The 25,197-nt window shown below is 69.1% G+C and carries 24 protein-coding genes and 1 pseudogene; 16 read left to right on the forward strand and 9 right to left on the reverse strand.

Features of this window, described 5'->3' with window-relative positions; genetic code table 11:
* Positions 1-4: 4 nt before the first annotated feature.
* From ACYVD1_RS11785 to ACYVD1_RS11795, 3 genes are read left to right on the forward strand one after another with little or no spacing between them, the layout of a single operon-like run.
* On the forward strand, positions 5-1,165 hold the full coding sequence (locus tag ACYVD1_RS11785; protein ID WP_460771331.1) for a Gfo/Idh/MocA family protein: 1,161 nt from the start codon (positions 5-7) through the stop codon (positions 1,163-1,165).
* A complete protein-coding gene (locus tag ACYVD1_RS11790; RefSeq protein ID WP_460771333.1) occupies positions 1,162-2,382 on the forward strand; it encodes a dihydrodipicolinate synthase family protein in 1,221 nt (406 codons plus the stop codon). The genes ACYVD1_RS11785 and ACYVD1_RS11790 overlap by 4 nt, the downstream gene beginning before the upstream one ends.
* Positions 2,379-3,236, forward strand: coding sequence for a sugar phosphate isomerase/epimerase family protein (locus tag ACYVD1_RS11795; protein ID WP_460771335.1), 858 nt, complete (start codon positions 2,379-2,381; stop codon positions 3,234-3,236). The genes ACYVD1_RS11790 and ACYVD1_RS11795 overlap by 4 nt, the downstream gene beginning before the upstream one ends.
* Before the next feature lie 24 nt (positions 3,237-3,260).
* On the opposite strand, the gene ACYVD1_RS11800 is transcribed toward ACYVD1_RS11795, so the two are convergent.
* On the reverse strand, positions 3,261-3,464 hold the full coding sequence (locus ACYVD1_RS11800; RefSeq protein ID WP_460771337.1) for a hypothetical protein: 204 nt from the start codon (positions 3,462-3,464) through the stop codon (positions 3,261-3,263).
* Positions 3,465-3,487: 23 nt separating this feature from the next.
* Complete coding sequence (locus tag ACYVD1_RS11805) at positions 3,488-4,324, reverse strand: aromatic acid exporter family protein (protein ID WP_460771340.1); 837 nt, start codon at positions 4,322-4,324, stop codon at positions 3,488-3,490.
* 436 nt (positions 4,325-4,760) lie between these two features.
* Here ACYVD1_RS11805 and ACYVD1_RS11810 point away from each other — a divergent pair, with 436 nt between their 5' ends.
* From ACYVD1_RS11810 to ACYVD1_RS11825, 4 genes are read left to right on the forward strand one after another with little or no spacing between them, the layout of a single operon-like run.
* Complete coding sequence (locus ACYVD1_RS11810) at positions 4,761-5,789, forward strand: acyl-CoA dehydrogenase (protein ID WP_460771342.1); 1,029 nt, start codon at positions 4,761-4,763, stop codon at positions 5,787-5,789.
* A complete protein-coding gene (locus ACYVD1_RS11815; RefSeq protein WP_460771344.1) occupies positions 5,779-6,555 on the forward strand; it encodes a PIG-L deacetylase family protein in 777 nt (258 codons plus the stop codon). The genes ACYVD1_RS11810 and ACYVD1_RS11815 overlap by 11 nt, the downstream gene beginning before the upstream one ends.
* Positions 6,552-7,163, forward strand: a complete 612-nt coding sequence (locus ACYVD1_RS11820) for a class I SAM-dependent methyltransferase (RefSeq protein WP_460771347.1) — start codon at positions 6,552-6,554, stop codon at positions 7,161-7,163. The genes ACYVD1_RS11815 and ACYVD1_RS11820 overlap by 4 nt, the downstream gene beginning before the upstream one ends.
* On the forward strand, positions 7,160-7,879 hold the full coding sequence (locus ACYVD1_RS11825) for a glycosyltransferase family 2 protein (RefSeq protein WP_460771349.1): 720 nt from the start codon (positions 7,160-7,162) through the stop codon (positions 7,877-7,879). Before ACYVD1_RS11820 ends, ACYVD1_RS11825 begins: the two co-directional genes overlap by 4 nt.
* Positions 7,880-7,895: 16 nt before the next feature.
* Here the strand turns inward: ACYVD1_RS11825 and ACYVD1_RS11830 are convergent, their stop codons facing one another.
* Together ACYVD1_RS11830 and ACYVD1_RS11835 are read right to left on the reverse strand one after the other, a co-directional pair.
* Positions 7,896-9,923 carry a CocE/NonD family hydrolase gene (locus tag ACYVD1_RS11830; RefSeq protein ID WP_460771353.1) on the reverse strand — a complete coding sequence of 676 codons (2,028 nt, stop codon included), beginning with the start codon at positions 9,921-9,923 and terminating at the stop codon, positions 7,896-7,898.
* 18 nt (positions 9,924-9,941) lie between these two features.
* Positions 9,942-11,222 carry an ATP-grasp domain-containing protein gene (locus tag ACYVD1_RS11835; protein WP_460771356.1) on the reverse strand — a complete coding sequence of 427 codons (1,281 nt, stop codon included), beginning with the start codon at positions 11,220-11,222 and terminating at the stop codon, positions 9,942-9,944.
* 176 nt (positions 11,223-11,398) lie between these two features.
* On the opposite strand from ACYVD1_RS11835, the gene ACYVD1_RS11840 reads away from it, so the two are divergent.
* Positions 11,399-12,292 (forward strand): SDR family oxidoreductase, encoded by an 894-nt coding sequence (locus ACYVD1_RS11840; protein ID WP_460771359.1) that lies wholly within the window; start codon positions 11,399-11,401, stop codon positions 12,290-12,292.
* Between the two features lie 39 nt (positions 12,293-12,331).
* On the opposite strand, the gene ACYVD1_RS11845 is transcribed toward ACYVD1_RS11840, so the two are convergent.
* On the reverse strand, positions 12,332-13,213 hold the full coding sequence (locus tag ACYVD1_RS11845; RefSeq protein ID WP_460771362.1) for an IclR family transcriptional regulator: 882 nt from the start codon (positions 13,211-13,213) through the stop codon (positions 12,332-12,334).
* A gap of 222 nt (positions 13,214-13,435) precedes the next feature.
* Between ACYVD1_RS11845 and hsaA the strand changes: the two genes are divergently transcribed.
* The 5 genes and pseudogenes from hsaA (at position 13,436) to ACYVD1_RS11870 (ending at position 17,010) form a co-directional block, all read left to right on the forward strand.
* Entirely contained in the window at positions 13,436-14,602 is a 1,167-nt protein-coding gene (gene hsaA, locus ACYVD1_RS11850; RefSeq protein WP_460771365.1) for a 3-hydroxy-9,10-secoandrosta-1,3,5(10)-triene-9,17-dione monooxygenase oxygenase subunit, read from the forward strand.
* Positions 14,603-14,681: 79 nt separating this feature from the next.
* Positions 14,682-15,557: a VOC family protein gene (locus ACYVD1_RS11855; protein ID WP_460771367.1), complete on the forward strand. Its 876-nt coding sequence runs from the start codon at positions 14,682-14,684 to the stop codon at positions 15,555-15,557.
* 107 nt (positions 15,558-15,664) lie between these two features.
* Positions 15,665-15,892: pseudogene (locus ACYVD1_RS11860) on the forward strand (Rieske 2Fe-2S domain-containing protein); the annotation flags it as partial.
* Between the two features lie 6 nt (positions 15,893-15,898).
* Positions 15,899-16,747, forward strand: a complete 849-nt coding sequence (locus ACYVD1_RS11865; RefSeq protein WP_460771407.1) for a hypothetical protein — start codon at positions 15,899-15,901, stop codon at positions 16,745-16,747.
* A gap of 8 nt (positions 16,748-16,755) precedes the next feature.
* A complete protein-coding gene (locus ACYVD1_RS11870) occupies positions 16,756-17,010 on the forward strand; it encodes a hypothetical protein (RefSeq protein ID WP_460771369.1) in 255 nt (84 codons plus the stop codon).
* A gap of 56 nt (positions 17,011-17,066) precedes the next feature.
* On the opposite strand, the gene ACYVD1_RS11875 is transcribed toward ACYVD1_RS11870, so the two are convergent.
* From ACYVD1_RS11875 to ACYVD1_RS11890, 4 genes are all read right to left on the reverse strand, one after another.
* Positions 17,067-17,804: an SDR family NAD(P)-dependent oxidoreductase gene (locus tag ACYVD1_RS11875; protein ID WP_460771372.1), complete on the reverse strand. Its 738-nt coding sequence runs from the start codon at positions 17,802-17,804 to the stop codon at positions 17,067-17,069.
* Between the two features lie 51 nt (positions 17,805-17,855).
* Positions 17,856-18,587: an SDR family NAD(P)-dependent oxidoreductase gene (locus ACYVD1_RS11880; protein WP_460771374.1), complete on the reverse strand. Its 732-nt coding sequence runs from the start codon at positions 18,585-18,587 to the stop codon at positions 17,856-17,858.
* Between the two features lie 92 nt (positions 18,588-18,679).
* The gene (locus tag ACYVD1_RS11885; protein WP_460771376.1) at positions 18,680-19,483 is read right to left on the reverse strand and encodes a histidine phosphatase family protein; all 804 of its coding nucleotides are present in this window, start codon (positions 19,481-19,483) and stop codon (positions 18,680-18,682) included.
* A gap of 49 nt (positions 19,484-19,532) precedes the next feature.
* Positions 19,533-20,288: a glucose 1-dehydrogenase gene (locus ACYVD1_RS11890; RefSeq protein ID WP_460771380.1), complete on the reverse strand. Its 756-nt coding sequence runs from the start codon at positions 20,286-20,288 to the stop codon at positions 19,533-19,535.
* Positions 20,289-20,499: 211 nt separating this feature from the next.
* Between ACYVD1_RS11890 and ACYVD1_RS11895 the strand changes: the two genes are divergently transcribed.
* From ACYVD1_RS11895 to ACYVD1_RS11905, 3 genes are all read left to right on the forward strand, one after another.
* A complete protein-coding gene (locus ACYVD1_RS11895; RefSeq protein WP_460771383.1) occupies positions 20,500-21,477 on the forward strand; it encodes an alpha/beta hydrolase in 978 nt (325 codons plus the stop codon).
* Positions 21,474-23,075 (forward strand): flavin-containing monooxygenase, encoded by a 1,602-nt coding sequence (locus tag ACYVD1_RS11900; RefSeq protein WP_460771386.1) that lies wholly within the window; start codon positions 21,474-21,476, stop codon positions 23,073-23,075. The genes ACYVD1_RS11895 and ACYVD1_RS11900 overlap by 4 nt, the downstream gene beginning before the upstream one ends.
* 179 nt (positions 23,076-23,254) lie before the next feature.
* A complete protein-coding gene (locus ACYVD1_RS11905) occupies positions 23,255-25,165 on the forward strand; it encodes a calcineurin-like phosphoesterase C-terminal domain-containing protein (RefSeq protein ID WP_460771388.1) in 1,911 nt (636 codons plus the stop codon).
* Positions 25,166-25,197 lie beyond the last annotated feature (32 nt).

The following is a 25,197-nucleotide window of genomic DNA, read 5'->3' on the forward strand; positions in this document are numbered from 1 at the left end:
AACCATGACGAGACCGACCATCGGGATCATCCTGAACGGCGTCACCGGCCGGATGGGCTACCGCCAGCACCTGGTGCGCTCCATCCTGGCCATCCGCGATGCCGGCGGGCTCGAACTGCCCGACGGCTCCCGGGCGCAGGTCCGCCCCGTGCTCGTGGGCCGCAAGAAGGAAAAGCTCCAGGAGATCGCCGAGCGGCACGGGATCGACGAGTACACAACCGACCTGGAGGCCGTACTGGCCGATGAGAGCCTGGACATCTACGCGGACTTCCTGCTGACCAGCGCCCGCGTGCCGGCTTTGCGCAAAGCCATCGCCGCGGGCAAGGCCATATACAGCGAGAAGCCGACCGCCGAGACCCACCTCGAGGCCGCAGAGCTGGCAGCGGAGGTCGAGCGGGCCGGTCTGCACAACGGTGTGGTGCACGACAAGCTCTACCTGCCCGGACTGCAAAAGCTCCAGCGGCTGCTCGACTCCGACTTCTTCGGCCGGGTGCTCTCGGTACGCGGCGAGTTCGGTTACTGGGTCTTCGAAGGGGATTGGCAGGCCTCCCAGCGGCCCAGCTGGAACTACCGAAAGGAGGACGGCGGTGGCATCGTCGTGGACATGTTCCCGCACTGGAACTACGTAATCGAGCACCTCTTCGGCCACGTGCGTTCGGTCTATGCCCACACGGCCACGCACATCCCCCAGCGGGTGGACGAGCACGGCCAAGCCTACGCCGCGACCGCCGACGACGCCGCCTACGCGGTCTTCGAGGTGGGCGAAGGGGTCGTGGTGCAGATGAACTCGAGCTGGTGCGTGCGTGTGGACCGGGACGAGCTCGTGGAGTTCCAGATCGACGGGACCCGGGGCTCGGCCGTGGTCGGGCTGTTCAACGGACGCGTGCAGACCCGGGAGGTGACCCCGCGCCCGGTGTGGAACCCCGACCTGGCCGATGCCCACGACTACCGGTCGGACTGGTCGGCTATGCCCGACAACGCGGACTTGGTCAACGGCTTCCGCGCCCAGTGGGAGGAGTTCCTGAGCGATTTCGTGGCCGGGCGCCCGCACCGTTTCGATTTCGCCTCGGCGGCCCGCGGTGTCCGGCTGGCGGAGAAAGCTCTGGAATCGGCCGCCGACGGTAGGCGGATCGAACTCGACGCTGACGCGGAGGACGGGGGATGACCGAGGTACTGCTGCCGCGCTCCTCCGGGCGGGTGGAACGCAGGCGACTCTCCGCCGCGGGTAGCCAGGTGGCCGATCGGAGCCACCATCGGGTGCGCTCGGTCTACGCCGCGGCGCACGTGGTGCCGGTGGCCTGGGGTGAAAACGTGCCCGGGGCCCCGGCCCAAGTGGACTGGGACTCCACGCTCGGGTTCCGCAAGCGGGTGTGGGGTCTGGGCCTGGGTGTGGCCGAGGCGATGGACACCGCCCAGCGCAACATGGGTCTGGACTACGCGGCCACCCGTGAGCTCATCGAGCGGTCGACCCGGGCCGCCTCCGCGTACGGTCGGGCGCACGGTGTGCCCGTGCGCGACCTGCTCGTCTCCGGGGTCAACACCGACCAGTTGCCGGACCGCGCCGTCAGCCCGAGCGAGGCCGTGCGGGCCTACCGTGAGCAGCTCGAGCACGTGGAGTCCACCGGCTCCGGAGCTGTGCTCATGGCCAGCAGGCACCTCGCGGCGGCCGCCCGGGACACAGCCGATTATGTGCGGGTCTACTCCGAGGTACTGGCGGCGGCCCAGGCTCCGGTGGTGCTGCACTGGTTGGGTCCGGCCTTCGATCCCCGCTTGGCCGGGTACTTCGGATCCGAGGACACCGCCGAGGCGATGGACACGGTGCTCAGGATCATCGAGAAGCACGGGGACAAGGTGGCGGGCATCAAGCTGTCGCTGTTGGACGCGCAGGCGGAGATCGATCTGCGCTGCCGTCTCCCCGAGGACGTGCGCATGTACACCGGGGACGACTTCAACTACGTCGACCTCATCCTCGGCGACGGGCAGCGGCACTCGGACGCGCTCCTGGGTGCGTTCGCGGCCGTCACTCCGCTGGCCTCCCGGGCGCTGAGCGCCCTCGATGCGGGGGACACAGCGGTATACCGGCGGATCCTCGGCCCGACCGAAGTACTCTCCCGGCACATCTTCGCCCAGCCCACCCAGTACTACAAGACCGGGGTTGCTTTTCTCGCCTGGCTCAACGGGCTGCAACCGGCCTGGTCGATGGTCGGCGGACTGCACTCGGCACGCAGCCTCCCCCACCTGGCCCGGACCCTCGAACTGGGCGACGAGTGCGGGGCGCTCATCGAGCCCGAACTCGCCGCGGACCGTTGGCGGGCGCTCCTCCATACCCAGGGGATCACCGCGTCGTCCCTGAGAGTCGCTGAGGAGGCGGGTGCACGGTGAGTATCGCCCGCTTCTCCCTCAACCAGGCCACCATCAAGCGGGCGGACCTGGCGACCACGCTAGACCACGCCGTCACCGCCGGGGTCCCCTCCGTGGGGCTGTGGCGCGACCGGGTCGCCGAGATCGGACTGGACGAGGCCGCCGCCCGCCTGGCCGACTCGGGCCTGCGATTCTCCAGCCTGTGCCGGGGCGGGTTCCTTACGGACCCGAGAGCGGCAGACGAGGCGTGGAAGGAGAACGTGCGGGCGATCGAGGAGACCGCGGCGCTCGCCGCCGCGGGCGCCCCCGGATCGGCGCCGGTGCTCGTGCTCGTCGTGGGCGGACTCCCCACCGGTGACCGGGACCTGGCGGGTGCGCGGGAGAGGGTTCGTGAAGCGTTGCACCGCCTGGCACCTGAGGCGACGGGCCGGGGGGTACGCCTCGCCCTCGAACCGATGCACCCGGTGTTCTGCGCCGACCGGGCGGTGGTCTCCACCCTCGATCAGGCGCTCGACCTGGTGTCGGACCTCCATCCGCAGACGGGCGGGGTCGTGGTCGACACCTACCACGTCTGGTGGGACCCCGAAGTGCTCTCGGCCGTCGCCCGCGCTGGGCAGGAGGGAAGGATCGCCTCCTACCAAGCGTGTGACTGGATCACCCCGGTGCCCGAAGGGGCGCTTTTGGGACGCGGGATTCCGGGTGCCGGCCACATCGATTTCGCCTCCTTGACGGGTGCGGTCGAACGCGCCGGGTACCGCGGTGATATCGAGATCGAGGTGTTCCACCAAGAGGTGTGGGACGCGTCCTTCGCGGGGGTGGTCCAAGACTGCGTACGTTCCTTCGAGGCCAACATCGCACCCCACCTGCGCAGCTGAGGCCGTTCGAGAACGACGGGACCGTCACGACCGACCGGTGGGTTGACGGGATCCAGTGCCGCCTGAACGGTGGGCGTAGTGCTGCAGTACGTCCCGGGTCTGCTGGGACAGGCGGGTCTCGTCCAGGGGGCCCAGTACACGGGTGATCTCCGAAATGGCGGTCAGGAAGTTTCCGTAGGAGTCCAGGAACTCCCGGTAGGTGGACGGGCTTTCGTCCTTGCTCCGCACATGGATACTGCGGGCGAGTGAGTTCAGCTGGTACGCCGCGCGTTCCAGCGAGGCGACCAGTTGCCGGTAGCCCTCGAACGAAGTGGTCCCGCGGTTCTTGCGCCGAAGCCGGGAGGGGTTGAGGTAGACGCTCTCTTAGGCCCTTTCCAGTGCCGCGTGGGCCTGGCGAACCATGGAATCCAGCCCGCTGGCACGCTGGCGCCAGCGCTGCGCGTCCTCCTCATCGAGATCATCGGATTCGCGCAGGCCGCTCGCGATATCCGTGAGCAGGTGGCAATCGGTTTCGGCGAGGGTGCGGATCGCGTACTCCGCGCTGTGGAAACGTAGCGGCGGGAAACCAGGAAGTTGACGGCTGTGCCGATGCAGCAGCCGACGACCACGAGCAGCTGGATCTGGGCCAGGTCGACCAGGCGTTCAGTGTTGTTGTCGGCCGCGACAAAGGTGGCGAAGGCAAAGAACGCCCCAGTGGCGACCTGCGGCCCTTGTGCGCCCAAGGCACGCCAACGCCCGATGCCCAGCGCGAAGAGCGTGGCGATCACGAAGGTCGGGATGTTGGGGCCGACGGTGAAACCGAGTACGGCCTGGACAGCGATCCCCAATGCGACGGCGCCGACGTAACGCAGTGACTGACGGAGTGACTGGTAGACGGTGACCCGCATGATCGGCACCGCGGAGAAGGGTGCGAAGGCGGGTGGGGAAGCGTCTGTCAGATAGCGGGCGACGACCCAGGCGAGTGCGGCAGCGAGTGTGCTCTTCCCGATGAGTAGCAGCGTGTGCCGTTCATAGGCGTCCGAGTGGCTGGCCCTGCCGAGCCACCGTCGCTGTCCTGGATTGGTCGCAGGAGTCCTCCGCCGTTTCATCCGTGTGGAGTACGGTCGCCGTGACCAGTCCCGTCACCCTCCGGTGAACGGTGGAACAGGTGGTCCCGGTGAGACCACTACCCGGCAACGGCTTCCCTGGCGGCACGGACCAGAGACGGGCCGGATCCAGGCTCTTGGCCATAGCCGCGGGCGGCTTCGAGCGGTAACCGACGCTGCCCCTGCGCGGGACCGTCCAACCACCCATGGCCTCCGCTTGAGTTTGTCGCGGCGTGGCCCCGGGCAGCGGTCAGAAGTACGTCCCGCCGAAACAGGGGAGCAGAGGTGACCTGCGAACCGTGCGGTGGGGCGGGCGCTTCCGACCAGGGCCTGCTGACCGGGCGCCGCGTCCATGGGAGTGACAGTGTCGACGCGGCATGTCCCTGGGGGAGAAGGAGTACTGGAGGGACGCCGCCGGGCGTAGGAGGGGAGCGATGCGTTGAGAGCGTCGGAGACCGTGGGCGAGGAGGCACACGAGGAGGCGTCTTCGGTGTCAGGAATCGAGGAACCGCAGACCCGGGGCGTTGCCGACAGGCTGGTGGAGGAAGTCGTCTCGGGCGGGCTCGACCTGCCGCTCCCCGGGTCCGGCGCAACGTGGTCGCGTTGGGAGCGCCTGCAGACCCTTGCTCGGGAGGACCTCTCCCTGGCGAGGCTGGCCGAAGGGCACACCGACGCCCTCGCGATCCTGGCTGAGCTCGGTGGCCCGGCCGCGGGACCCGGGGAGGTGTGGGGCGTCTGGGCCGCGCATCCCCCCGCCGCGACTCTGAAGGCGGAGCAGTCGGGCGGGCGTTGGACGGTCCACGGTGCCAAACCGTTCTGTTCCGGAGCCCGTGTGTGCACGAACGCCCTGGTCAGTGCAGATGTCGAAGAGGGAGAGCGGGCATTGTTCGCGGTTCGGACGGCCGGAACGGATCCGCAGTCGGGCACGTGGGCGTCCGCAGGGATGGCCGCAAGCGACACACTCACCGTCCGCTTCGCGGGTCAGCGTGCCGAACCGGTGGGCCGACCCGGCGACTACGTGGACAGGCCGGGGTTCCACCACGGGGGTGCGGGTGTCGCCGCCTGCTGGTACGGGGGTGCTCTCGCCGTGGCGCGTCCCCTGGCTGACCGAGCCGACGGGGACGGCGCCGACCCCCACCTGCTCGCCGCGTTCGGCGAGGTGGACCGGGACCTGTACATCTCGGAGACGGTATTGCGCCGCGCCGCTCGGGAGATCGACGAGAACCCCGGAGCCCGCACCGCAGCGCTCGCCGCCCGGGTGCGTGCGGTCGTGGCCGATACCTGCGCACGAGTGCTGCGCCGTGCTGGGGAGGCCCTTGGGGCGGGTCCGCTCGCGGGCGACCCCTCCTTCGCGCGCGCCACTGCCGACCTGGCGGTGTACGTCCGCCAGCACCACGGGAACCGGGACCTGGCCGCGCTGGGCGTTCTCGCGGCCGACCGCTGGAGGAGAGAGGCAGATGACCACTGACACGGGGGCACCGGATACGGGGGCTTCCCCGTGTCCGGTGCGGGAGGCCGGCACGCCCGAGGAGGAGTGGGCCCGGTGGCCGGGGTTCGACCGTCTGCCGGGACTGGACCTGGGCGGCGTTCGTGACGTGGTCGTCGTCGCGCCGCACCCCGATGACGAGACGCTCGGGTTCGGTGGGGGGATCGCCGTACTGGCCGCCGAAGGCGCCCGTCTGCGGATCGTCGCCGTCACCGACGGCGAGGCCTCGCATCCGCACAGCTCCGTGTTCACGCGCGAGCAGCTCACCGCTCGACGCGCCGCCGAGCGCACGGACGCGCTGGTGGAGCTGGGTGCCGGTGGCGCGGAGGTGGTGCGCCTCCGGCTGCCCGACGGGGGTGTGTGCCAGCGGGAGCGGGAGCTGTCCCAGCGGCTGGAGGAGCTGTGCGCAGGCGCGGACCTGTGCCTGGCCCCGTGGGCGGGCGATCCGCACCCCGACCACGAGGCGGTCGGCCGGGCGGCTCTCGACGCCACCCGGACCCTCGGGCTCCGGCTCCGGTCCTACCCGGTCTGGGCCTGGCACTGGTCGCGCCCCGGTGACGGAGCCCTGCCGTGGGACCGGGCAGTCCGCCTCGACCTGACCCGGGACGCCCGGCGCCGCAAGGACTCCGCCATCAACGCCTTCACGACGCAAACCAGCCCGATCGGGCCTGACGAGGCGGACCAGGCGATCCTTGAACCAGCGATGCTGGCCCACTTCGCCCGCGACCACGAGGTGGTGTTCACATGACGGTCAGCCGCACGTACTTCGAGGCTATGTACTCCGCTTCCGACGATCCGTGGGGGTTTCGGACCCGCTGGTACGAACAGCGCAAGCGGTCCCTGACCATGGCTGCACTGACACGCGAGAGGTACGGGCGCGCGTTCGAGCCGGGCTGCGCGATCGGCCTGCTGACCAGGGAGCTTTCGCTTCGCTGCGATCACGTCCTGGCATGGGAGGGTGCGGCCGCGGCCACCGCACAGGCCCGCGAGGAGCTGAACGGTATCGCCAACGTCCGGGTTCGGCGTGCGCATGTGCCCGAGGAGTGGCCGGAGGGCCGGTTCGACCTCGTCGTCCTGTCGGAGGTCCTCTACTACTTCGACGACGCGGACCTGGGATCGGTACTGGTCGGCGCCCGTGACTCGCTGGCCCCCGGTGGAACGCTGCTCGCGGTGCACTGGCGCCATCCGGTCCCCGAGCACGCCCGCTCGGGAGACGACGCGCACCTGGCGCTGGCGACCGTTACCGGGCTGGGGCTGGTGGTCGAGCACGCGGAAGAGGACTTCCGCCTCGATCTGTACCAGACCACGGAGGGCGGAGGGCCGGAGTCCGTGGCCCGGGCCGGAGGGCTGGTGTGATCCGCGGCCTCGCGGTGGTGATCCCGGCCCACCAAGAGGAAGCGCTCCTAGGCGCCTGTTTGGCGTCGGTGAACGCGGCACTGGACGCCTCACCACTTTCTGCGCGAGCACGCAATGTCATCGTCGTTGCCGACCACTGCACGGACCGGACCGCTCGCATCGCCCTGGACTCGGGCGCGCACGTGGTGACCACCCACTACGGCAACGTCGGCGCGGCCCGCCGCGAAGGCGCCCGTCGCGCGCTTCGCCTGACCAAAGGCCTCGACCTCGACGCGGTATGGCTGGCCTCGACCGACGCGGACACGCTCGTGCCCCGGTCCTGGATCACCGAGCAGTTGCGGCACGCACGCGACTGTGACGCGGTGGTCGGCACCATCGAGGTGGGGGACTGGTCCACGCGCGCTCCAGGTTCGGGGCGCTGTTTCGACCTGGTGTATCCGCGCAGCGGGTACGGAGCACATCCCCATGTCCACGGCGCCAACCTCGGTGTCCGGGCGTCCGCCTACACCGACGTCGACGGCTTCCCTCCGCTGCCTTGTTCCGAAGACCACGCCCTGGTGTCGGCGTTGGAGGCCGCGGGCCATCGGGTCCGCTGCCCCCGGGACCTGGCCGTGGTGACCTCCGCGAGGACGGACTCCCGGGCTCCCGGGGGCTTTGGCGACTACCTCACCCGCTTCCTGGAGGCCGGGGGCGGCACTTTGTCACTCGAGGTGTGATCGGTGCTGCTCCGGCTCAGACGTGGTCCCTCGGGATATCCGAGCTGTAGATCTTCGACGCCACCCGTTCGCCACCCTCGTAGGCATCGAGGGTGGCGTGCAGGTGGAAGTGGGTCGCGGTCGAGGTCAGTACCGTGCGTGTGACGGTCTCCGCGGACCAGTCGCCCCTGCGGAAGCCCAGGGTCCAGACGGTCTCCCCGCGCACGGAGTCGTAGTCGTTGCCGACCCACCCGTAGTCCTCCACCGCCCTTCTGGTCACCTCGAGACCGATGCCGTCGAAGAGAACCGTTCCCAGGTCCTTGACCACGTTCAGCGAGGAGCGGTAGCGGACGAGGTCGCGGGCGATGTCCCACCGCTGCTCGCCCGGTACGAGCTGCTGGGTCGCGATCGGTGCCGTGCCCTCGGGCCCGTCGAAGGGGGCGGGTTCCGGTCCCGAGGCCGCCCCTTGGGCGCGCACGGGCAACAGGACCCGGGTGTGCTCGCCGGGGTGGACGGTCAGCATCACGGGCTCGGGCGAGGGCCAGGCGAGCGGCCAGTAAGAGGTCGACACCGCGACCCTGAGGCGGTGCCCGGGCGGGAAGGCCTGCGCGATCCCGTTGAGGGACACGGAAACGCGGTACCTGCGCCCAGGTAGGAGCTTCTCCGGTTCCTCGTCGCTGTGCGCGTGGGTGAGGTTGAGCAGCCCGTAGGTGACGCGTGTGGCCCCGCCGTCGGGTGCGACGTCGCAGAGCCGGACCGCGACCATCGCGTCCGGCCGGTCCACGGACAGCTCGAGGTCGACGACGGGCGACCCCAGGATCTCCAGCCGTTCGGTGAGCGGCCCGCTGTCGAAGACCATCGAACCGCCGTCCTCCTCGCGCTGGTCGTAGGGCAGGTCGGGCGGGGCGTTGTACGAGCACCACTTGCCGGCGTATTGGCCCGTGGACAGGGGAGAGGACAGGGTCAGGGGCGTCTGTTCGGGCTCTGCGCCCTCCGCCAGCATCCGCCCGGCCGACAGGGGGCGGACCACCGGAACGACGCCGGGGGAGGGCCACGACTCCTCCCCGACCCAGCGCCCCGGGCGCTCGTCGTAGTCGGTGGAGGGCTCGACGCTGTCCTGCATCCACGCGCGCAGCATCGGCGCGTCCATGACGTCGTTGTCCGCCTCCTTGAGCCACCGGTCCCACCATCGCACCAGTTCCTGGAGGAAGCCGATGGCGGGGCCGGGCTGGCCGAGGTGGGGATACTTGTGCGACCAAGGCCCGAGGAGGCCCAGCCGCGGCACGTCCAGACCGGCGATCAGGCGGAACACGGAGTTGGAGTAGCCGTCGGCCCACCCGCTCACGGCCATGACCGGTACCCGCACGGCGCTCAGGTCCTCGGCGACGGAGCCGTGCTTCCAGTACTTGTCGCGGCGCTGGTGCTGCAGCCACGTGCCTAGCCACAGGCCGCTGTGCTCCAGCCGCTCGTGCCACATCTGCCGCCAGCGCTCTCCGACCAGGTCCGGGTCGGGAGGACAGGAGTTGTACGCGAACATGGTGGAGGCCCAGGACAGGTTGTCGCTCAGCAGGCACCCGCCCATGTAGTGCACGTCGTCGGAGTAGCGGTCGTCGGTGGACGATGCCGTGACGATCGCGCGCAGGCTCTCGGGCTGGCGCGCCGCGACTTGGAGGGCGTTGAACCCTCCCCAGGAAATGCCCATCATCCCCGTGTGCCCGTCGCACCAGGGCTGTGCGGCGATCCAGGCGAGCACCTCCTCGGCGTCCACGAGTTCCTGCTCGAGGTACTCGTCCTGGAGTACCCCCTCGGAGTCGCCGCTGCCGCGCAGGTCGACGCGGACACACGCGTAGCCGTGCCCGGCCATGTAGGGGTGGTGGATCGAGTCCCGTTGAGCAGTGAGGTCGCGGCGCCGGTAGGGGATGAACTCCAGGATGGCCGGCACCGGGGTTTCCTCGCTGTCCACGGGCCGCCACACGCGGGCGGCGAGTCGGGTCCCGTCGCTCATGGGGACCAGTACGTACTCGTCCTCTCGGACCTCGTTCGGCAGCGTGCTCACTGTCCGCATGCTGTCGCCCCCTTGTGCTCAGAGCTGGTCGGCGTCCTGGATGTCGAAACGGAGTGCCTGAGCGCACTCCCGGTACTTCTGCTCGGCTTCCTCGGGGCTTTGTGCGCCCACGAAGACGTCGGCGAGTTCGAAGCTGTAGCTGTCCTGACCGGGCAGCTCGGAGAGCCACTCGCCCGGCTGGGCGGTGACCTCGATGGAGACCCCGGGCATGCGCTGCTGGATCTGCGCTACCTCCTCCTCGGTGGGCACCGAGCGCACGAAACCGTCCCGGAAGCGGCGCAGGAACCACTTGGAGGCGAAGGCGTACTCTCCGCCGCCGCTGCTGTGCTCGGGCTCCTCGCCCAGCGCGATGCGCAGGACCGCGTCGTGGTTGGCCACGCCGTCCACGCTCTCGAACATCGCAGCGTGCGACTGGGAGTGCCTCGGGTTGATCTCGAGGAGTGTGATGGTGTCGGAGGAGTGGTCGTGGAAGTACTCGACGTTGAAGGCCGTGTTGTCCAGGCGCATCCGGGTGATGACCCGTTCGGTCAACCGAATCAACCGTTCCCGGACCTCCTCAGGTTGCCTGGAGGGGTACTCGTAGTACAGGAAGCTCGACGTACCCGAGTAGCACTCGGAGTCGATGACCCCGTAGATGTGCGGTGTGGACCCGTGAACGTAGCCCTCCACCGTGACCTGCCGCCCCTGGGCCTCCTCCTCGGCCAGCCCGGCCGTGCCCCCGGCCTCGGCCACTTCGGGAGGCAGTCTCACCCGGTCCATGACCCACTGGAAGGGCTCCCCGACACGGCCCGCGCCCTGGCGGATCGCCTCCAACGCCCGCCGGTACTCCTCGTCGCCGGTGACGCGGAAGGCCAGTTCGGAGGAGAACGCCTTCACCGGCTTCACCCACAGCGGATAGGACAGCCCGTCAGGGATGTGCGGGGCTTCGAGGTCCACCTCGGCGAAACGCGGGACCGCTTCGGGTACCACCGCCCGCTGCTCCAGACGGCTCCAGTACTTGTGCTCGCACCGCACGATGGCGGCCAGCGGGGCGTGGGGCAGGTTCCGCGGCTCACACAGCAGGGGGACCAGGGAACTGACCGGGAAATCCCAGTAGCCGATGATCCCGTCGACGGGACCGTCGAAGGACTCCAGTTGCCTCTCGGCCTTGGCGAGGAGAGCGGGCATGTCCAACTCGCCCTTGGCCAGCTCGGACAGGTCGAGCAGCGGGAGGAAGCTGTACCCCTCCGCTCCGGGGAGCGAACGAAGCGCTTTCAGGTTGTGCTCGTCGAGTCCGAGGACGAAGACGTTCTTGCTCATCGCGTCCCACTCCCGGGATCAGGGCCACGGTGTACACCCGGAAGGGCCGGGTGCCTCTACACGTTCCCACTGCCCGCCTGGCACAGACCTGAAAAGCGGCTCAATATCTACCAAACGATTGTTAGGCAAGTTAGAGTGCCCACCGGACGAGCACTGGCAAGTGAAGGAGAGTCAGCGTGCAGAAGGCAGCAGGGGAAACGCCCCTCGTGCACAACAGGATCGCCGTCGTCACGGGTGCGGCAACCGGGATCGGGCGGGCCCACGCCCACGCCCTTGCGGCAGCGGGCGCCCGCACCGTCGTGAACGACATCGACGGGCGCGTGCATGACGTGGTCGAGGAGATCGGCGAAGCGGGCGGGACGGCGATCGCCGCCGCCGGAGACATCGCGGACTGGGACTTCGCAGCGCACCTGGTCACCAAGGCCGTCTCCACTTTCGGTGGGCTCGACGTGCTCGTGAACAACGCGGGGATGGTTTGTGACCGGATGATCGTGTCCATGGCGGAGGAGGAGTGGGACCGGGTTCTGCGCGTGGACCTCAAAGGACACTTCGCACCGCTGCGCCACGCGGCCGCGTACTGGAGGGAACGCAGCAAGGCCGGCGAGCAGGTGCGCGCACGGGTCGTGAACACCACCTCGGGGGCGGGGCTGCAGGGAAGCGTGGGACAGGCCAACTACTCGGCGGCCAAAGCCGGGGTCGCGTCCCTGACTCAGGTCGCGGCCGCGGAGCTGGCACGGTACGGCGTGACGGTCAACGCCATCGCGCCCGCGGCCCGCACCGCCATGACCGCGACCGTGTTCGCCGACGACATGAAGGCCCCGGACACCGGGTTCGACGCGATGGATCCCGGCAACGTCACGCCCCTGGTCGTCTGGCTGGCCGGGGAGGAGTCCGCGGGTGTGACGGGGCGGGTCTTCGAGGTCTGGGGCGATGAGATCGCCGTCGCGCAACCCTGGTTGCACGGCACCCCGGCACGCAAGGGGGGCCGCTGGGACCCCGCTGAGCTGGGCCCGGTCGTCACCCGGCTCGTGGAGGTGGCCCCAGCGCCCGAAGCCGTGTACGGGGGCTGAGCGTGGGAAGCGCGGCCTATCGCCGAAGCCCCGGATGTATTACATCCAGTCGTTGAGGCGGGGCCAGGACACTGCGTCGTCCAGCACTCCCTCGGGCCAGGAAGCAGACGCGGGGGAGGAGGGCGCGGCGGTCTCTTCCTTGCCCGTACGGCGTGCCGGCAGGAACAGGTCTGCGGCGATACGGCCCGCTGTCGAGAGCAGCTGCGGAACCAGCTGCTTACGGTCCATATGGCGGGGGTTGCCGGTCAGGGACGCCGCGGCGACCGCCTTGCCCTCGGGGTCCCGCAGCGGTACGGCGATACCGAAGACCCCGCGGAAGCACTCCTCGCGGTCGAAGGAGACTCCGTGTTCCCGGATGTGGGCCAGTTCCTGGCGCAGCAACCGGGGGCTGGTGATGGTGCGGTGGGTGCGCGGTGGTGTGCCTTCGGCCAGCGCTCCCGCCAGGGCGCTCTCCCCGGCGTGGGCGAGGAGGGCTTTGCCCTCGGCCGTGCAGTAGGCGGCGCGGCGTCCGCCCAGCCGGGAGACTGCTCGCGTGCCCTCCGCGCGTCCGAGTTTGACCATGTAGACGATCTCATGGCCGTCCAGTACCGCCAGGTGCGCCACCGTGCCGGTCTGCTCCTGTAGCGCCCGGAGGTGGGGGAGCGAACAGTGTCGCAGCCGGTTCTGCTGTGCCGCCAGCCACCCCAGCTCGACCATGCTCAGCCCGAGCCGGTAACCCGCCTCCGTGCGTTCCAACGCCTGGAACTCCACCAGTTGACCCAGGATCCGGTGCATGGAGGAGCGCGGCAGACCGGTACGTCGTACGAGATCGCTGAGGGTCAGCTCGGGGGCTCCGCTGCTGAACGCGTAGAGGATGAGCCGCGTGCGCCCCAACATCGACTGTTCCAGGGCAGGTGGCATCTCTGTGGTCGGTACCGGCATGTGCGCTACCTCTCATCTGTTCCGCTGATCGGAACCCGCGGGTCCAGGAAGTGAACGGCATTACACCGCCCCGGCCTTGACATTAGCTAAGTAGGCCCTGAATCTCACGGTTTGTTCCGGTGACCGGGATCACATCTCTGTTGTCGGGAGCCCCTCCCATAACTTGCTCCTGCCCCACTTCAGAGCCCGTGCCCCCCGGGGCAGCGAGAGGGAGGAGTGCTCATGGACGACCCCGTATCCCAGGCGGTTCGCGACCTAGTGCCAGCGTTTCGGGAACGCGCCAACGGCGCTGAGGCCGCACGCCGGATCCCGGACGAGAGCATCAAGGAACTCGAAGCGACCGGCTTCTTCCGGATGCTGCAACCACGGGAGTTCGGCGGTCAGGAGTCGGACCTGCGCACCTTCTACACCGCGGTCCGCGAGATCGCCGCCGCCTGCGGATCGACGGGGTGGGTCGCCTCGGTCATGGGCATCCACCCCTGGCAGGTCGGCCTCTTCGCCCGGGAAGCCCAACAGGAGGTGTGGGGCGCTGGACAGGCCCCGCTGATCTCCTCCTCCTACGCTCCGACCGGCCAGGTCACCCCCGTCGGCGGCGGGTACCGCATCTCCGGGCGCTGGAGCTTCTCCTCCGGCTGCGACCACGCGGCGTGGGTGCTGCTCGGAGGCGTGATCCCCGGCAAAGACGGCGCACCCGTGGACATGGCCACCTTCCTGCTGCCCCGCGCCGACTACCGGATCGACGACGTCTGGGACACCGTCGGCCTACGCGGCACCGGAAGCAACGACATCGTCGTCGACGACGCCTTCGTGCCCACCCACCGGGCGCTCAGCTTCGCCGACACCTCAGCGCTGCGGTGCCCGGGCCACGCCGTCAACCCCGGGCCGTTGTACAGACTGCCCTTCGCAGCGGCGTTCAGCACCACCATCAGCTCGCCGATCGTCGGTATGGCGCAAGGTGCCCTGGACTCCTACCTCACCGCGACCAGGGACCGGATCCGGATCTCCTACGGCGGCCAGAAGGTGGCCGAGGACCCGCACGCGCACGTACGGATCGCCACCGCCGCCAGCGAGATCGACGCCGCGTGGGCACTCCTGATGCGCAACATCGGCGACCTCTCGGACTGTGCCGCCCGAGGCGCGGACATCCCGACCGACCTGCGGCTACGCACCCGACGTGACCAGGTCATGGCCACGCAGCGCTCCGTGCGCGCGGTGGACCTGCTGTTCGAGAACGCCGGCGGGCGCGCGCTCGGGGCTGGCAACACCGTGCAGCGCGGCTGGCGGGACGTCCACGCCGGACGCGTGCACGCGGTCAACGACCCCGAACGCGCACTGGGCCTGTACGGACAGGGCGCCCTCGGCCTCGACGTCACGGACGTCATGATCTGACGCCAGCTCTCGCGCACCACTCGATGGCCCGCACGAACCCGCACGCCCGAACACCCCTTGGCGCATTGGAGGCCAACAGATGATGCACTCCCTCGGATACCTGCGCTTCGAAACCGCGAAGCAGGACGAGTGGCGGACCTACGGCACCGAGGCCCTGGGCCTCGTGGAGACCACCGGCCCCGACAGCGAAGCCCTGTACTTCCGCATGGACGAGCAGGCCTTCCGGTTCACGTTCGTGCCCGGCGACACCGACCGCTTGCTCGCCGCGGGCTGGGAGGTACCCGACCGGGCGGCACTGCAGGAGGCGACCACCCGGCTGGAGAACGCGGGCCACCCCGTGAAGCAGGGCTCCGCGCGCGAAGCCGCCGAACGCCGGGTCGAGGACCTCATCCACGTGGACGACCCCAACGGCAACCACCTGGAGATCTACTACGGTCCGGCCCAGGACCACAGCCCGCTCGTCACCCCGCACGGCGAAAGGTTCGTTACCGGCGATCTCGGCCTTGGACACGTGGTGCTCTCCGCAGCCGACATCGAAGCCTCCTTCGCCTTCTACACCGAGACCCTCGGGTTCCGGCACCGTGACTCGCTGCGCTTCCCCGCGACCACGGTCGGCGGCGCGGAGGGCGACTTCAACTGGGTGCGCTTCCTCGGGGTGAACCCCCGCCACCACAGCCTGGGCCTGTGCGAGGTCGGCATGCCTGCGGCCGTCTTCCACTTCATGCTCGAGCTGGAGACCCTGGACGACGTCGGTCGCGCCCTGGACCGGTTCAACGACCAGGAGATCGCCGTCAACCAGTCGCTGGGGCGGCACACCAACGACAAGATGGTGTCCTTCTACGCGGCCACCCCCGGCGGTTTCGAGGTCGAGTACGGGACCGACGCGATCCTCGTCGACGACGACACCTGGACCGTCAAGGAGATCACCGCCGACGCCTACTGGGGGCACCGCTGATGGCTGACCGCCCGATACCGACCGCACGAGGAGAGTGACAATGCCCCACCGCACCATCGAAGCGGCGGCCCCCCCCGGAGCGTTTCGCCCGCGGCTGGCACTGCCTCGGCCTCGTGGAGACCTTCAAGGACGGCAGACCGCACCCCGTGGAGGCGTTCGGTACGAAACTGGTCGTCTTCCAGGGCCAGGACGGCAAGCTGAACGTCCTCAACGCCTACTGCCCCCACATGGGGGGCGATCTGACGATGGGGTCCGTCAAGGGCAACGCGATCGCCTGCCCCTTCCACGACTGGCGCTGGAGCGGTGACGGCAAGTGCGCCGGCATCCCCTACGCCAAGCGGGTGCCCCGCGCCGCGCGTACCCGGGCCTGGCCCACCCTGGAGGAGAACCACCAGCTGTTCGTCTACAACGACCCCCAGGGGAAGCCGCCGCCGCCCGAAGTCGCCATCCCGCGTATCGAGGGCGCCTTCAGCGAGGAATGGAGCGACTGGTCCTGGGACTCGCTCCGCGTCGAGGGCTCGAACTGCCGGGAGATCGTGGACAACGTGGTCGACATGGCGCACTTCTTCTATGTGCACTATGCGCTCCCGACCTACTTCAAGAACGTCTTCGAGGGCCACGTCGCCACCCAGTACATGGACGGCATGACCCGGGCCGACGCCCAGCTCGGGTTCGTCCCCGGCAAGTCACAGGAGATCCACCAGAACTCGGAGGCCGCCTATTACGGGCCCTCCTACATGATCGACTACCTCGACAACTCGGTGGACGGTGTCACCAGCGAGACGGTGCTGATCAACTGCCACTACCCGGTCACCGCGAACAGCTTCGTGCTGCAGTGGGGCGTCATCGTCAAGAAGTTCCCCGGAATGGGCCCGGAGGAAGCCAACGGTATGGCCGAGCAGGTCGCCGAGTCCGTGAAGCTGGGCTTCCTGCAGGACGTCGAGATCTGGCAGAACAAGGCCCCCGTCGACAACCCCCTGCTCTCCGACCAGGACGGCCCCGTCTACCAGCTGCGCCGCTGGTACGAGCAGTTCTACGTGGACGTCGAGGACGTCGCACCGGAGATGACCAACCGGTTCGAGTTCGAGATCGACACCGCGCGGGCGGTGGAGAGCTGGCGCAACGAGGTCGCCGAGAACGTCGCCAACGGCGTCGTGGTGTCCACCCTTCCCGAGTCGATGCGGAGCTGAGGCCGCCGATGCACGCACCACCCCATCCACCCGCCCAAGGCGTGGAGTGCCACCGCTGCGCGAACCGGGTGCTGGTCGCGAAGAACAGCCCGGCGCACACCAGTGTGCAGTGGGGACCCGACGCCGCGGCCACGTGCGGAGAGTTCACCTCCCGCGTGTCCGAGGGAACGCAGTGCGCGCTCATACCCCACTGCACAGCCCTCAGGGACTCCATCGACGCCGCGGTCCGGGAGGGAACCGTGGACGTGGGCTGGCCCTCCTGAGGGCGGGGCCACCGGGATCGTGCCGGGTCCCGCGAGACGCTCGCGGGACCCGGCACCTAGGCCGTCTGGCCGCCGTCGACCACGAAGTCCTGGCCGGTGCAGTAACTACTGGCGTCACCGGCCAGGAACGCGACGAAGCTCGCCACTTCGCTGGGCCTGCCCACCCGCGGGATGGGCAGCACATCGACGACCCGCTCCCCGCGCCGTGTCTCGTCAGGGATCATCGGGGTGTCGATGGCTCCCGGCGAGACGCAGTTGACGCGGATGCCGCGATCGCTGAGCTCGCGGGCGGCGGAACGGGTCACACCGCGCACGCCCCACTTGGACCCCGCGTAGGCCGTCAGGCCGGGGAAGCCGCGCACGCCGGCGGTGGAGGAGATGTTGACGATCGACCCGCCGCGCTCCGGCATCAACGGCAGGACCTTCTGCATCCCCAGCAGGACGCCGACCAGGTTCACGTCGAGGACGTCGCGGATGTACTCCTCGGTCAGGTCCTCCAACGCGTGGGGCCGGTAGACCGCGGCGTTGTTCACGAGGACGTCCACCCCGCCGAACCGGTCCCGTGCTCGGCCCATCGCCGCGTCCCACGACGCCGCGCTCCGGACATCGAGTGCCACCGCCAGCGCGGGACCGTCGACGCCCCTGGCGACGTCGGCGACCGCATCGCGATCGAGGTCGGCCAGGACGACGTCGGCGCCGAGACGGGAGAGCAGTCGGGCGTGCTCGACCCCCTGTCCTCCGGCGGCTCCGGTGATGAAGGCGGTCCTGCCGACAAGCTGGGCCAGCTGGTCCACGGTGGCTCACTCTCTTCTCTGGGTTGCAGGTCTCTGGTCCCGGCGCGGCGCTCACATCGAGGCATAGCCTCCGTCGACCACGAACTCCGAGGCGGTGCAGTAGCTGGCGGCGTCGCTGGCCAGGAAGGACACCATGGCGGCGACCTCGTCCGGGTCGCCCATGCGCTGTAGCGGCACACCGCGCACCATCGCGGCGGGGCCCTCCTTGCCCGCGATCATGGGTGTGTCGATCGGGCCAGGGTGGACGGAGTTGACGCGGATCCCCTCCGGCCCCAGCTCCTGGGCCACGGACTTGGTCATGCCGCGCACGGCCCATTTCGACGCCACGTAGCTGAGGATCTCGGGGTGGGCGACCATGCCGTCCACCGAGGAGATGTTGACGATGGAGCCGCCCCCGCCCCGCCGCATCGAGGGCAGTACCGCGCGCATGCCGAGGAACACTCCGACCTGGTTGACGTTGATCACCCGCACATAGTCGTCCAGACTCAACTCGTCGAGGCGGCACCGGTGCACGACCCCGGCGCCGTTGACGAGCGTGGTGATGTTGCCGAACTCCTGCTCGGTCTCAGTGACGGCCCGCTTCCAGGCCTCCTCGTCGGTCACGTCGAGTCCGACGAAACGCGCGCGGTCGCCCAGCTCCTTGGCGAGCTGCTCGCCCGACTCGGGGGTGACATCGGCAAGGATGACGTACGCACCTTCGCCGACCAGAAGCCGCGCACACGCGGCCCCGATCCCGCTCGCCCCTCCGGTGACGACGGCGACCTTCTCCTCGACCTGTCCCATGTGTGCCTCGTTTCCGTTCGGTGCCGCCGATGATGTATTCCAGACCTGGCTGAAATGGCGCGGATCACGTTTTTCCCGGTGCCCGGAATTCCCTACACGGGCCAGTCGGTTCCCATCCAGTCAACGATTTCCCAGCCCGCTTCGGGACTTCCTTCCAACGTGACGGTCCCGGTGGTGTGGAGCGCCAGTTCAGTCATGGACACCTCATCGGTGTCGACCGAATCGTCCACGAGCAGGGACCCCATCATGATGGTGAACCCGTGGGAAAAGACCACCGGGCGCTCGTTGCCGTCCGCGTAAATGCGCTCGAGCGCCCCCTCGAACCGCGCAGTGAACTCTTCGCCGTTCTCTCCGGTATTTCCGTCCAGAGTGGCGAGGTCACCGGTTTCCATGTCCAGGGAGTCAACAAGACCCGCTTCCAGGTCGCCTTCGAGCCAGCGGCCGCCCATATCAAGGATGAACTCGCCAGCACTTTCCTCGCTTTGGCCCTCGACCAGTGCCAGGTCCACCTCGTGGATCCCTTCGATGACGTCGACCGGGAGATCCAGCGCGTCGGCCAGGTATCCGGCGGTCTGCTCGGTACGCGTCATGACGGAGGAATAGACGGCGTCGTACTCCTTGGAACGCAGGTCGTCGGCGGCCGTTTGGGCCTGCTCATGGCCGTCCTCGGTCAGCAGCGTTCCCGGGACCGACGTGGTGACGACGCTGGAAGCGTTGCCGTGGGATTCCGCGTGACGCACGAGAGTGACCGTCAGTGGGCTCTGGTCCGGACTGGATGCGTCCGCACCGGCCTCGTCACCGCCCGCACACCCCGCCGCCACCAGCGCCAGGCTCAGGCCACCGGCGATGGTGCCGAGTGGACGGCTCCATTCCGTTCTCTTTCGAGCTGCACCCATGATTCTTCCCCTGTCTGCTTCTGATGTTCATCGCCGTGATCGAATCGCGTCAGTATCCGGGGCCACTGAGCATCCCGCCGTCGGCGACGAATTCGCTCCCCGTGCAGTAGCTGGATTGCTCCGACAACAGAAAGCTCGCCAGGTGCGACACCTCGGCGGGCTTCCCCCACCGAGATATCGGCATGGAGGCGAAGAGGCCGTCCGCGTCCACCCCGTCAACCGTGTCGACGTCCGTGGTCATGGGGGTGGCGATCGCGCCGGGGTGGATCGTGTTCACCCGGATACCGCTGCTCCCGAGCTCGCGTGCCGCCACCTTGGTCAGCCCCCGTACCGCGAACTTGCTGGCGCTGTAGGCGGACAGTCCGACGGCGCCGGCGAACCCTTCGATGGAGGAGGTGTTGACGATCGAGCCACCGCCAGCGGCCTTCATGGCATCGGCGCTGACCTTGACACCCAGCCAGGAGCCGGCCACGTTCACCTGCAGCACGTGGTGGAAATCGTCGATGGTCATGTCCGCGATCGTCTGAAACCGCAGGACTCCGGCGTTGTTGACCAGGCCGTGCAGTGCGCCGTAGCGCGAGACGGCCTGGTCGACGGCGGCCTTCCAGTCGGCCTGGCTGGTGACGTCGTGGTGCACGTAGTGGCAGACCGCGCCCAGCTCCTGCGCCAGCGCCCGTCCCTCTTCGTCGAGAACATCGCCGAATACCACCTTGGCGCCTTTGTCCACGAAATGCCGTACGTGCGATTCTCCTATGCCCCGTGCTCCGCCCGTGACAAGGACGACTTTTCCGTCAAGAATTCCCATGCCCCGGTACGCTAGCGGGAATAGTCAGTGCGGAAATCCCGGTGTTCCGCTCACCGGAACAGGGAAGTGAAATCGGTTGTCCCGCGGGTGTAACTTCCGGAGTGTCATTCCGCCCGGTGTCATTCTTCCGGTCACCGATCTTTACCGGACCGGCCGCCTACCCCCGGGCCGGAGACGACCTGCGCCGTACCCCTGAGATGCGGAGTTGACTTTGCTCGACACCGAAGTAGCCGACCTGCTGGAAACGCTCAACGCCGGTTTCCCGGACGTCAGCGCCATGACCGGACCCGAAGCCCGAGCCGCGGTGGCGGCCCGGCAGGCCCCGGACGCCCATCGACTCGACGTGCGCGCCGTGGAGGACCGGACGGTAGCCGGTACCGGCGGTCCTGTCCCGGTACGGATCTACCAACCGCACGGGAACGGGGCGGGGGCCAGGCCACTGGTCGTTTTCTTCCACGGCGGCGGGTTCGTCTTCTGCAGCGTCGACAGCCATGACGACTTCTGCCGCGAGATGGCCGAGCGGTCGGGTGCCGCCGTCGTGTCGGTCGAATACCGGCTCGCCCCGGAGCACCGGGCCCCTGCCGCGGCCCAGGACGCCTACGACGCGGTGCGGTGGGGCGCCGACAACGCCGCCGAACTGGAGGGCGACCCCGACCGGATCGTGGTCGCCGGCGACAGCGCCGGGGGCAACCTCGCAGCGGTCACCGCCGTGCTCGCCCGGGACAGCGGGATCCGCCTCGCCGGCCAGGTGCTGCTCTACCCCGTGCTCGACCCGGCCCGCGACACCGAGAGCCACCAGCGCTACGCCACCGGGTACTTCAACACCGGCGCGGCGATGGAGTGGTACTGGAGCCAGTACCTCCCCGCCGGGGACGACACGCTGCCCGTCCCCGAGCACTGGGTCGCGCCGCCCCGCGCCGCCCACCACGAAGGCCTGGCCCCAGCCGTGGTCGTCGTGCCGCAGCTGGATCCGCTCAGCGGCGAGGGGGACGCCTACGCCGCCACCCTGGCCCGTGCCGGCGTTCCCGTGGTGCACCGCCGCTACCCGGGCCTGTTCCACGGCTTTCTCACCATCGCGCCGCTGCGCGCCGCCCGAACGGCCCGGGCGGTCCTGTGGCGCGACCTGCGGCACCTACTGGACACCGACAGCACCGGCGGCCCCGCCGCCACGAGGAAGGAGAATCCGTGAGCAGCCACGCCCACGACGTCGTTGTGGTCGGAGCCGGGTTCGCCGGGCTCTACGCCCTGCACGCCGCGCGCTCCGCCGACCTGACCGCCGTCTGCCTGGAGGCCGCCGACGGCATCGGCGGCACCTGGTACCACAACCGGTATCCGGGGTGCCGCTGCGACGTCGAGAGCATCGACTACTCCTACTCCTTCGACGAGCAGCTGCAGAACGACTGGGTATGGAGCGAGCGCTACGCCACCCAACCGGAGATCCTTGCCTACCTCAACCATGTCGCAGACCGGTTCGACCTGCGCCGCGACATCCGGCTGGACTCCCGGGTCGAGAACGCCCGCTTCGACGAGGCCGCCTCACAGTGGCACCTGACCACCGCCGGCGGACACGAGTACCATGCCGGCCACGTCATCTTCGCCACCGGGGCGCTCTCCGCCCCGATCACCCCGGACATCCCGGGCGTCTCCGACTTCGCCGGCGAGGTCTACTACACCGCCCAGTGGCCCGAACCCGGCCCCGACCTGGCCGGCAAGCGCGTCGGGGTGATCGGCACCGGTTCCTCGGGTATCCAGGCGGTGCCGGTGATCGCTGAGGAGGCCGCGGAGCTCACCGTCTTCCAACGCACCGCCAACTACAGCGTGCCCGCCCACAACCGGCCGCTCACCGAGGAGGACCAGGAGCGCATCCGCCGCGAGTACCCGGACCGCCGCGCCAAGTCCCGCACCAGCGGCGGCGGATCCCCCCACGAAGCACACCCGAAGAAGGCTTCCGAGGCCACCGAGCGGGAACGGCAGGAGGCGTTCGAGTCCACCTGGAACACCGGCGGGGTCCTGTTCAGCAAGACCTTCCCTGACCAGCTCAGCGACCTCGAAGCCAACCGGTACGCGCAACGGTTCTTCGCCGCCAAGATCCGCGAGAAGGTCCGCGACCCGAGGGTACTCGACGACCTCACCCCCACGGACCACCCACTGGGTGCCAAGAGGATCTGTACCGACTCCGGGTACTACGAGACCTTCAACCGGGACCACGTGCGCCTGGTCAACCTGCGCCGTGCCCCCATGTCCCACATCACCGCCGACGCCGTCGTCACCGGCACCGAGCGCCACGAGCTCGACGTGCTCGTCTTCGCCACCGGGTTCGACGCCATGACCGGCACCCTCAACAAGATCGACCCGCGCGGCCTCGACGGAGCCACCATCAGGGAGAGCTGGGCGGACGGACCGCTGAGCTACCTGGGCATGTTCGTCCCCGGCTTCCCCAACATGTTCGTCCTCAACGGACCCGGCTCCCCGGCCGTGCTCGCCAACATGGTGCTCACGTCCGAACAGCAGGTCGACTGGGTCATCCGGTTGCTCGTCGACGCGCGTGAGCGCGGAATCACCCAGGTGGAGGCCCGGGCGGACGCTGCCGAGAAGTGGAACGGCCGCGTCGAGGAGCTGGCGGAGCGCACGCTGTTCCACCACGCCGACTCGTGGTACGTCGGCGCCAACGTCGAGGGCAAGAAGCGCACCTTCATGCTGTACGCCGCCGGTCTGGGAAACTACGCCGAAGACTGCGAGACGGTACGCGCGAACGGCTACGAGGGCCTCATCCTGAGCACCCGCTGAACCACCGTGCCGACCGGCGTGTCGACGGGAGTGCCGTTTCGGCGGTGCTTCCAGTCGTCACCGAACGCTGGTCGACTGTTGGTCGGCAACTCGGACCTCGTTCAGCCGCGTCGACGAAAGTTGCTCTCCGCCGGTCCCACCGACCGGTTGTGTCCCCTAACGCATCGGAGAGCAACCGCATGCTCACGAACAGCCCCCGAGATGCGCACCCGCGGCGCGCCCCGCTGACGCGCCGCTGGTTCCGCACCACGTTGGCGGCCTCGGTAGCCGGTGTCATCGCCGGTTCCGTGACCGTGGCGCCCGTGCCCGCGGCCGCCTCGCCCACGGAGGACTGGGACGACATCGCCTACCGCGGCGAGGTCGAGGTCGTACAGACCGAGGACGGCCCCGACGACGGTTCGGTCCTGACCGGCACGGTGTTCGTCGACGCCGAAGCCGACGGCTCCAGCGAGGGCCAGGACGGCCTGGCCGGTGTCACGGTCACCAACGGCGTCGACGTGGTCGTGACCGACGACGACGGCCGGTACGAGCTTCCCGCCTTCGACAACATGACCGTGTCCATCACGCAGCCGTCGGGCTACCAAGTGCCGATGGACGAGTTCAACGTCCCGCAGTTCCATTATCACCACCTGCCTGAAGGGTCCCCGGACCTGCGCTACGGCGGGATCGACCCCACCGGGCCGCTGCCGGACGCGGTCAACTTCCCGGTCGCCGAAAGCGAGCTGACCGGCGCCGACACGCAGAGCTGCGTCATCGCCGGCGACCTGCAGACCTACGACCTGGACGAGGTCGAGTACGCGCGTGCCGGTGCCATCAAGGACCTGTCCGAGCGCGAGGACTACGCGGGCTGCGGCTCGCTGTTCGTCGGTGACGTCGCCGGCGACGACCTCTCGCTCTACCCGGACATCAAGGAGCTGGCCGGTGAGACCAACGGGCCGGCCCGCTTCCTGCCGGGCAACCACGACATGGACTTCGACTCCCCGAGTCCCGAACACTCCTTCGACACCTTCCGCGCGGAGCTGGCTCCGGAGTACTACTCCTACGAGGTCGGAGACGTGCACTTCATCGCATTGAACTCCGTCGAGTACCCGTGCACCGCGGCCGACGACAGCCCCGAAGGGATCGACGAGCACTGCTCCGACCCCGAGGGCGACCCCTCCTACAACGGCCGCATCGGCGACGACCAGCTCACCTGGCTCGAGCGCGACCTGGAGAACGTCGCCGACGACAAGCTGGTCGTGCTCGCCGGCCACATCGGCCTGCTCAACTACGCGGACGAGGGTTCCCCGGTGCACCAGGTCGACCAGGTCGCCGAGGTGCACGAGCTGATGGAGGGCCGCGAGGCAGTAGCGGTGGCCGGACACAGCCACACCATCGAGAACCTCGAGGCAGGCGACGACGTCGAGGGCTGGCGCGACCTCTTCGGTATCGAGGGTCTGCCGTTCCCACACATCACCGCGGGCGCGATCTCGGGTGACTGGTACTCCGGTGAGGTCGGCGACGACGGGTACCCGACGTCGATCGGCCGTGACGGCGGCCGTCCCGGCCTGACGACGCTGGACGTCGAGGGCAACCAGTTCCAGGAGCGCTACACCGTCACCGGTGAGTCCGACGACGTGCAGACGCAGCTGGGTATCAACAGCCCGACCTACCGCGAGTGGTTCGACGAGCGCCAGGAGTGGAACGAGGACCCCGTCGGGGAGGCCCCCGAGCTCGACGCGCCCCTGGCGGTCGACCGTACCGACCTGTCCGAGGGCACCTGGCTGACGACCAACTTCTTCTTCGGCACCACCGGCTCGACGGTCGACGTCAGCCTCAACGGCGGCCCGGACGAGGAGGCCGCGCGCACCCAGCAGCTGGAGGGCGAGGCGGTCAACGTCGGCGCTGAGTACTCCGACCCGTACGCGGTCTCGCAGCAGCTGGTGCACGGCGGCAGCGTCGCCGACCGGACGATGCACTTGTGGCGCTACGACCTGCCCGAGGACCTCGAGGCCGGTGAGCACACCGCCGAGGTGACCGCGACCGACTCCTACGGACGCGAGTTCACCGACGTCCTCGAGTTCGAGGTCGTGGAGGAGACCGACCTGTAGCCGCAACACTCGTCGGATCTACCCGTTCACGA

This window comes from Nocardiopsis nanhaiensis (genome assembly GCF_054778635.1).

Excerpts from the sequence above, each read along its gene's own strand:
- ACYVD1_RS11870 (WP_460771369.1), top strand. The coding sequence starts at position 16,756 with ATGCACGCACCACCCCATCCACCCGCCCAAGGCGTGGAGTGCCACCGC.
- ACYVD1_RS11885 (WP_460771376.1), bottom strand. The coding sequence starts at position 19,483 with ATGGGTGCAGCTCGAAAGAGAACGGAATGGAGCCGTCCACTCGGCACC.
- ACYVD1_RS11820 (WP_460771347.1), top strand. The coding sequence starts at position 6,552 with ATGACGGTCAGCCGCACGTACTTCGAGGCTATGTACTCCGCTTCCGAC.
- ACYVD1_RS11815 (WP_460771344.1), top strand. The coding sequence starts at position 5,779 with ATGACCACTGACACGGGGGCACCGGATACGGGGGCTTCCCCGTGTCCG.
- ACYVD1_RS11835 (WP_460771356.1), bottom strand. The coding sequence starts at position 11,222 with ATGAGCAAGAACGTCTTCGTCCTCGGACTCGACGAGCACAACCTGAAA.
- ACYVD1_RS11785 (WP_460771331.1), top strand. The coding sequence starts at position 5 with ATGACGAGACCGACCATCGGGATCATCCTGAACGGCGTCACCGGCCGG.
- ACYVD1_RS11830 (WP_460771353.1), bottom strand. The coding sequence starts at position 9,923 with ATGCGGACAGTGAGCACGCTGCCGAACGAGGTCCGAGAGGACGAGTAC.
- hsaA (WP_460771365.1), top strand. The coding sequence starts at position 13,436 with ATGGACGACCCCGTATCCCAGGCGGTTCGCGACCTAGTGCCAGCGTTT.
- ACYVD1_RS11855 (WP_460771367.1), top strand. The coding sequence starts at position 14,682 with ATGATGCACTCCCTCGGATACCTGCGCTTCGAAACCGCGAAGCAGGAC.
- ACYVD1_RS11880 (WP_460771374.1), bottom strand. The coding sequence starts at position 18,587 with ATGGGACAGGTCGAGGAGAAGGTCGCCGTCGTCACCGGAGGGGCGAGC.
- ACYVD1_RS11805 (WP_460771340.1), bottom strand. The coding sequence starts at position 4,324 with ATGAAACGGCGGAGGACTCCTGCGACCAATCCAGGACAGCGACGGTGG.
- ACYVD1_RS11905 (WP_460771388.1), top strand. The coding sequence starts at position 23,255 with ATGCTCACGAACAGCCCCCGAGATGCGCACCCGCGGCGCGCCCCGCTG.
- ACYVD1_RS11790 (WP_460771333.1), top strand. The coding sequence starts at position 1,162 with ATGACCGAGGTACTGCTGCCGCGCTCCTCCGGGCGGGTGGAACGCAGG.
- ACYVD1_RS11890 (WP_460771380.1), bottom strand. The coding sequence starts at position 20,288 with ATGGGAATTCTTGACGGAAAAGTCGTCCTTGTCACGGGCGGAGCACGG.
- ACYVD1_RS11845 (WP_460771362.1), bottom strand. The coding sequence starts at position 13,213 with ATGCCGGTACCGACCACAGAGATGCCACCTGCCCTGGAACAGTCGATG.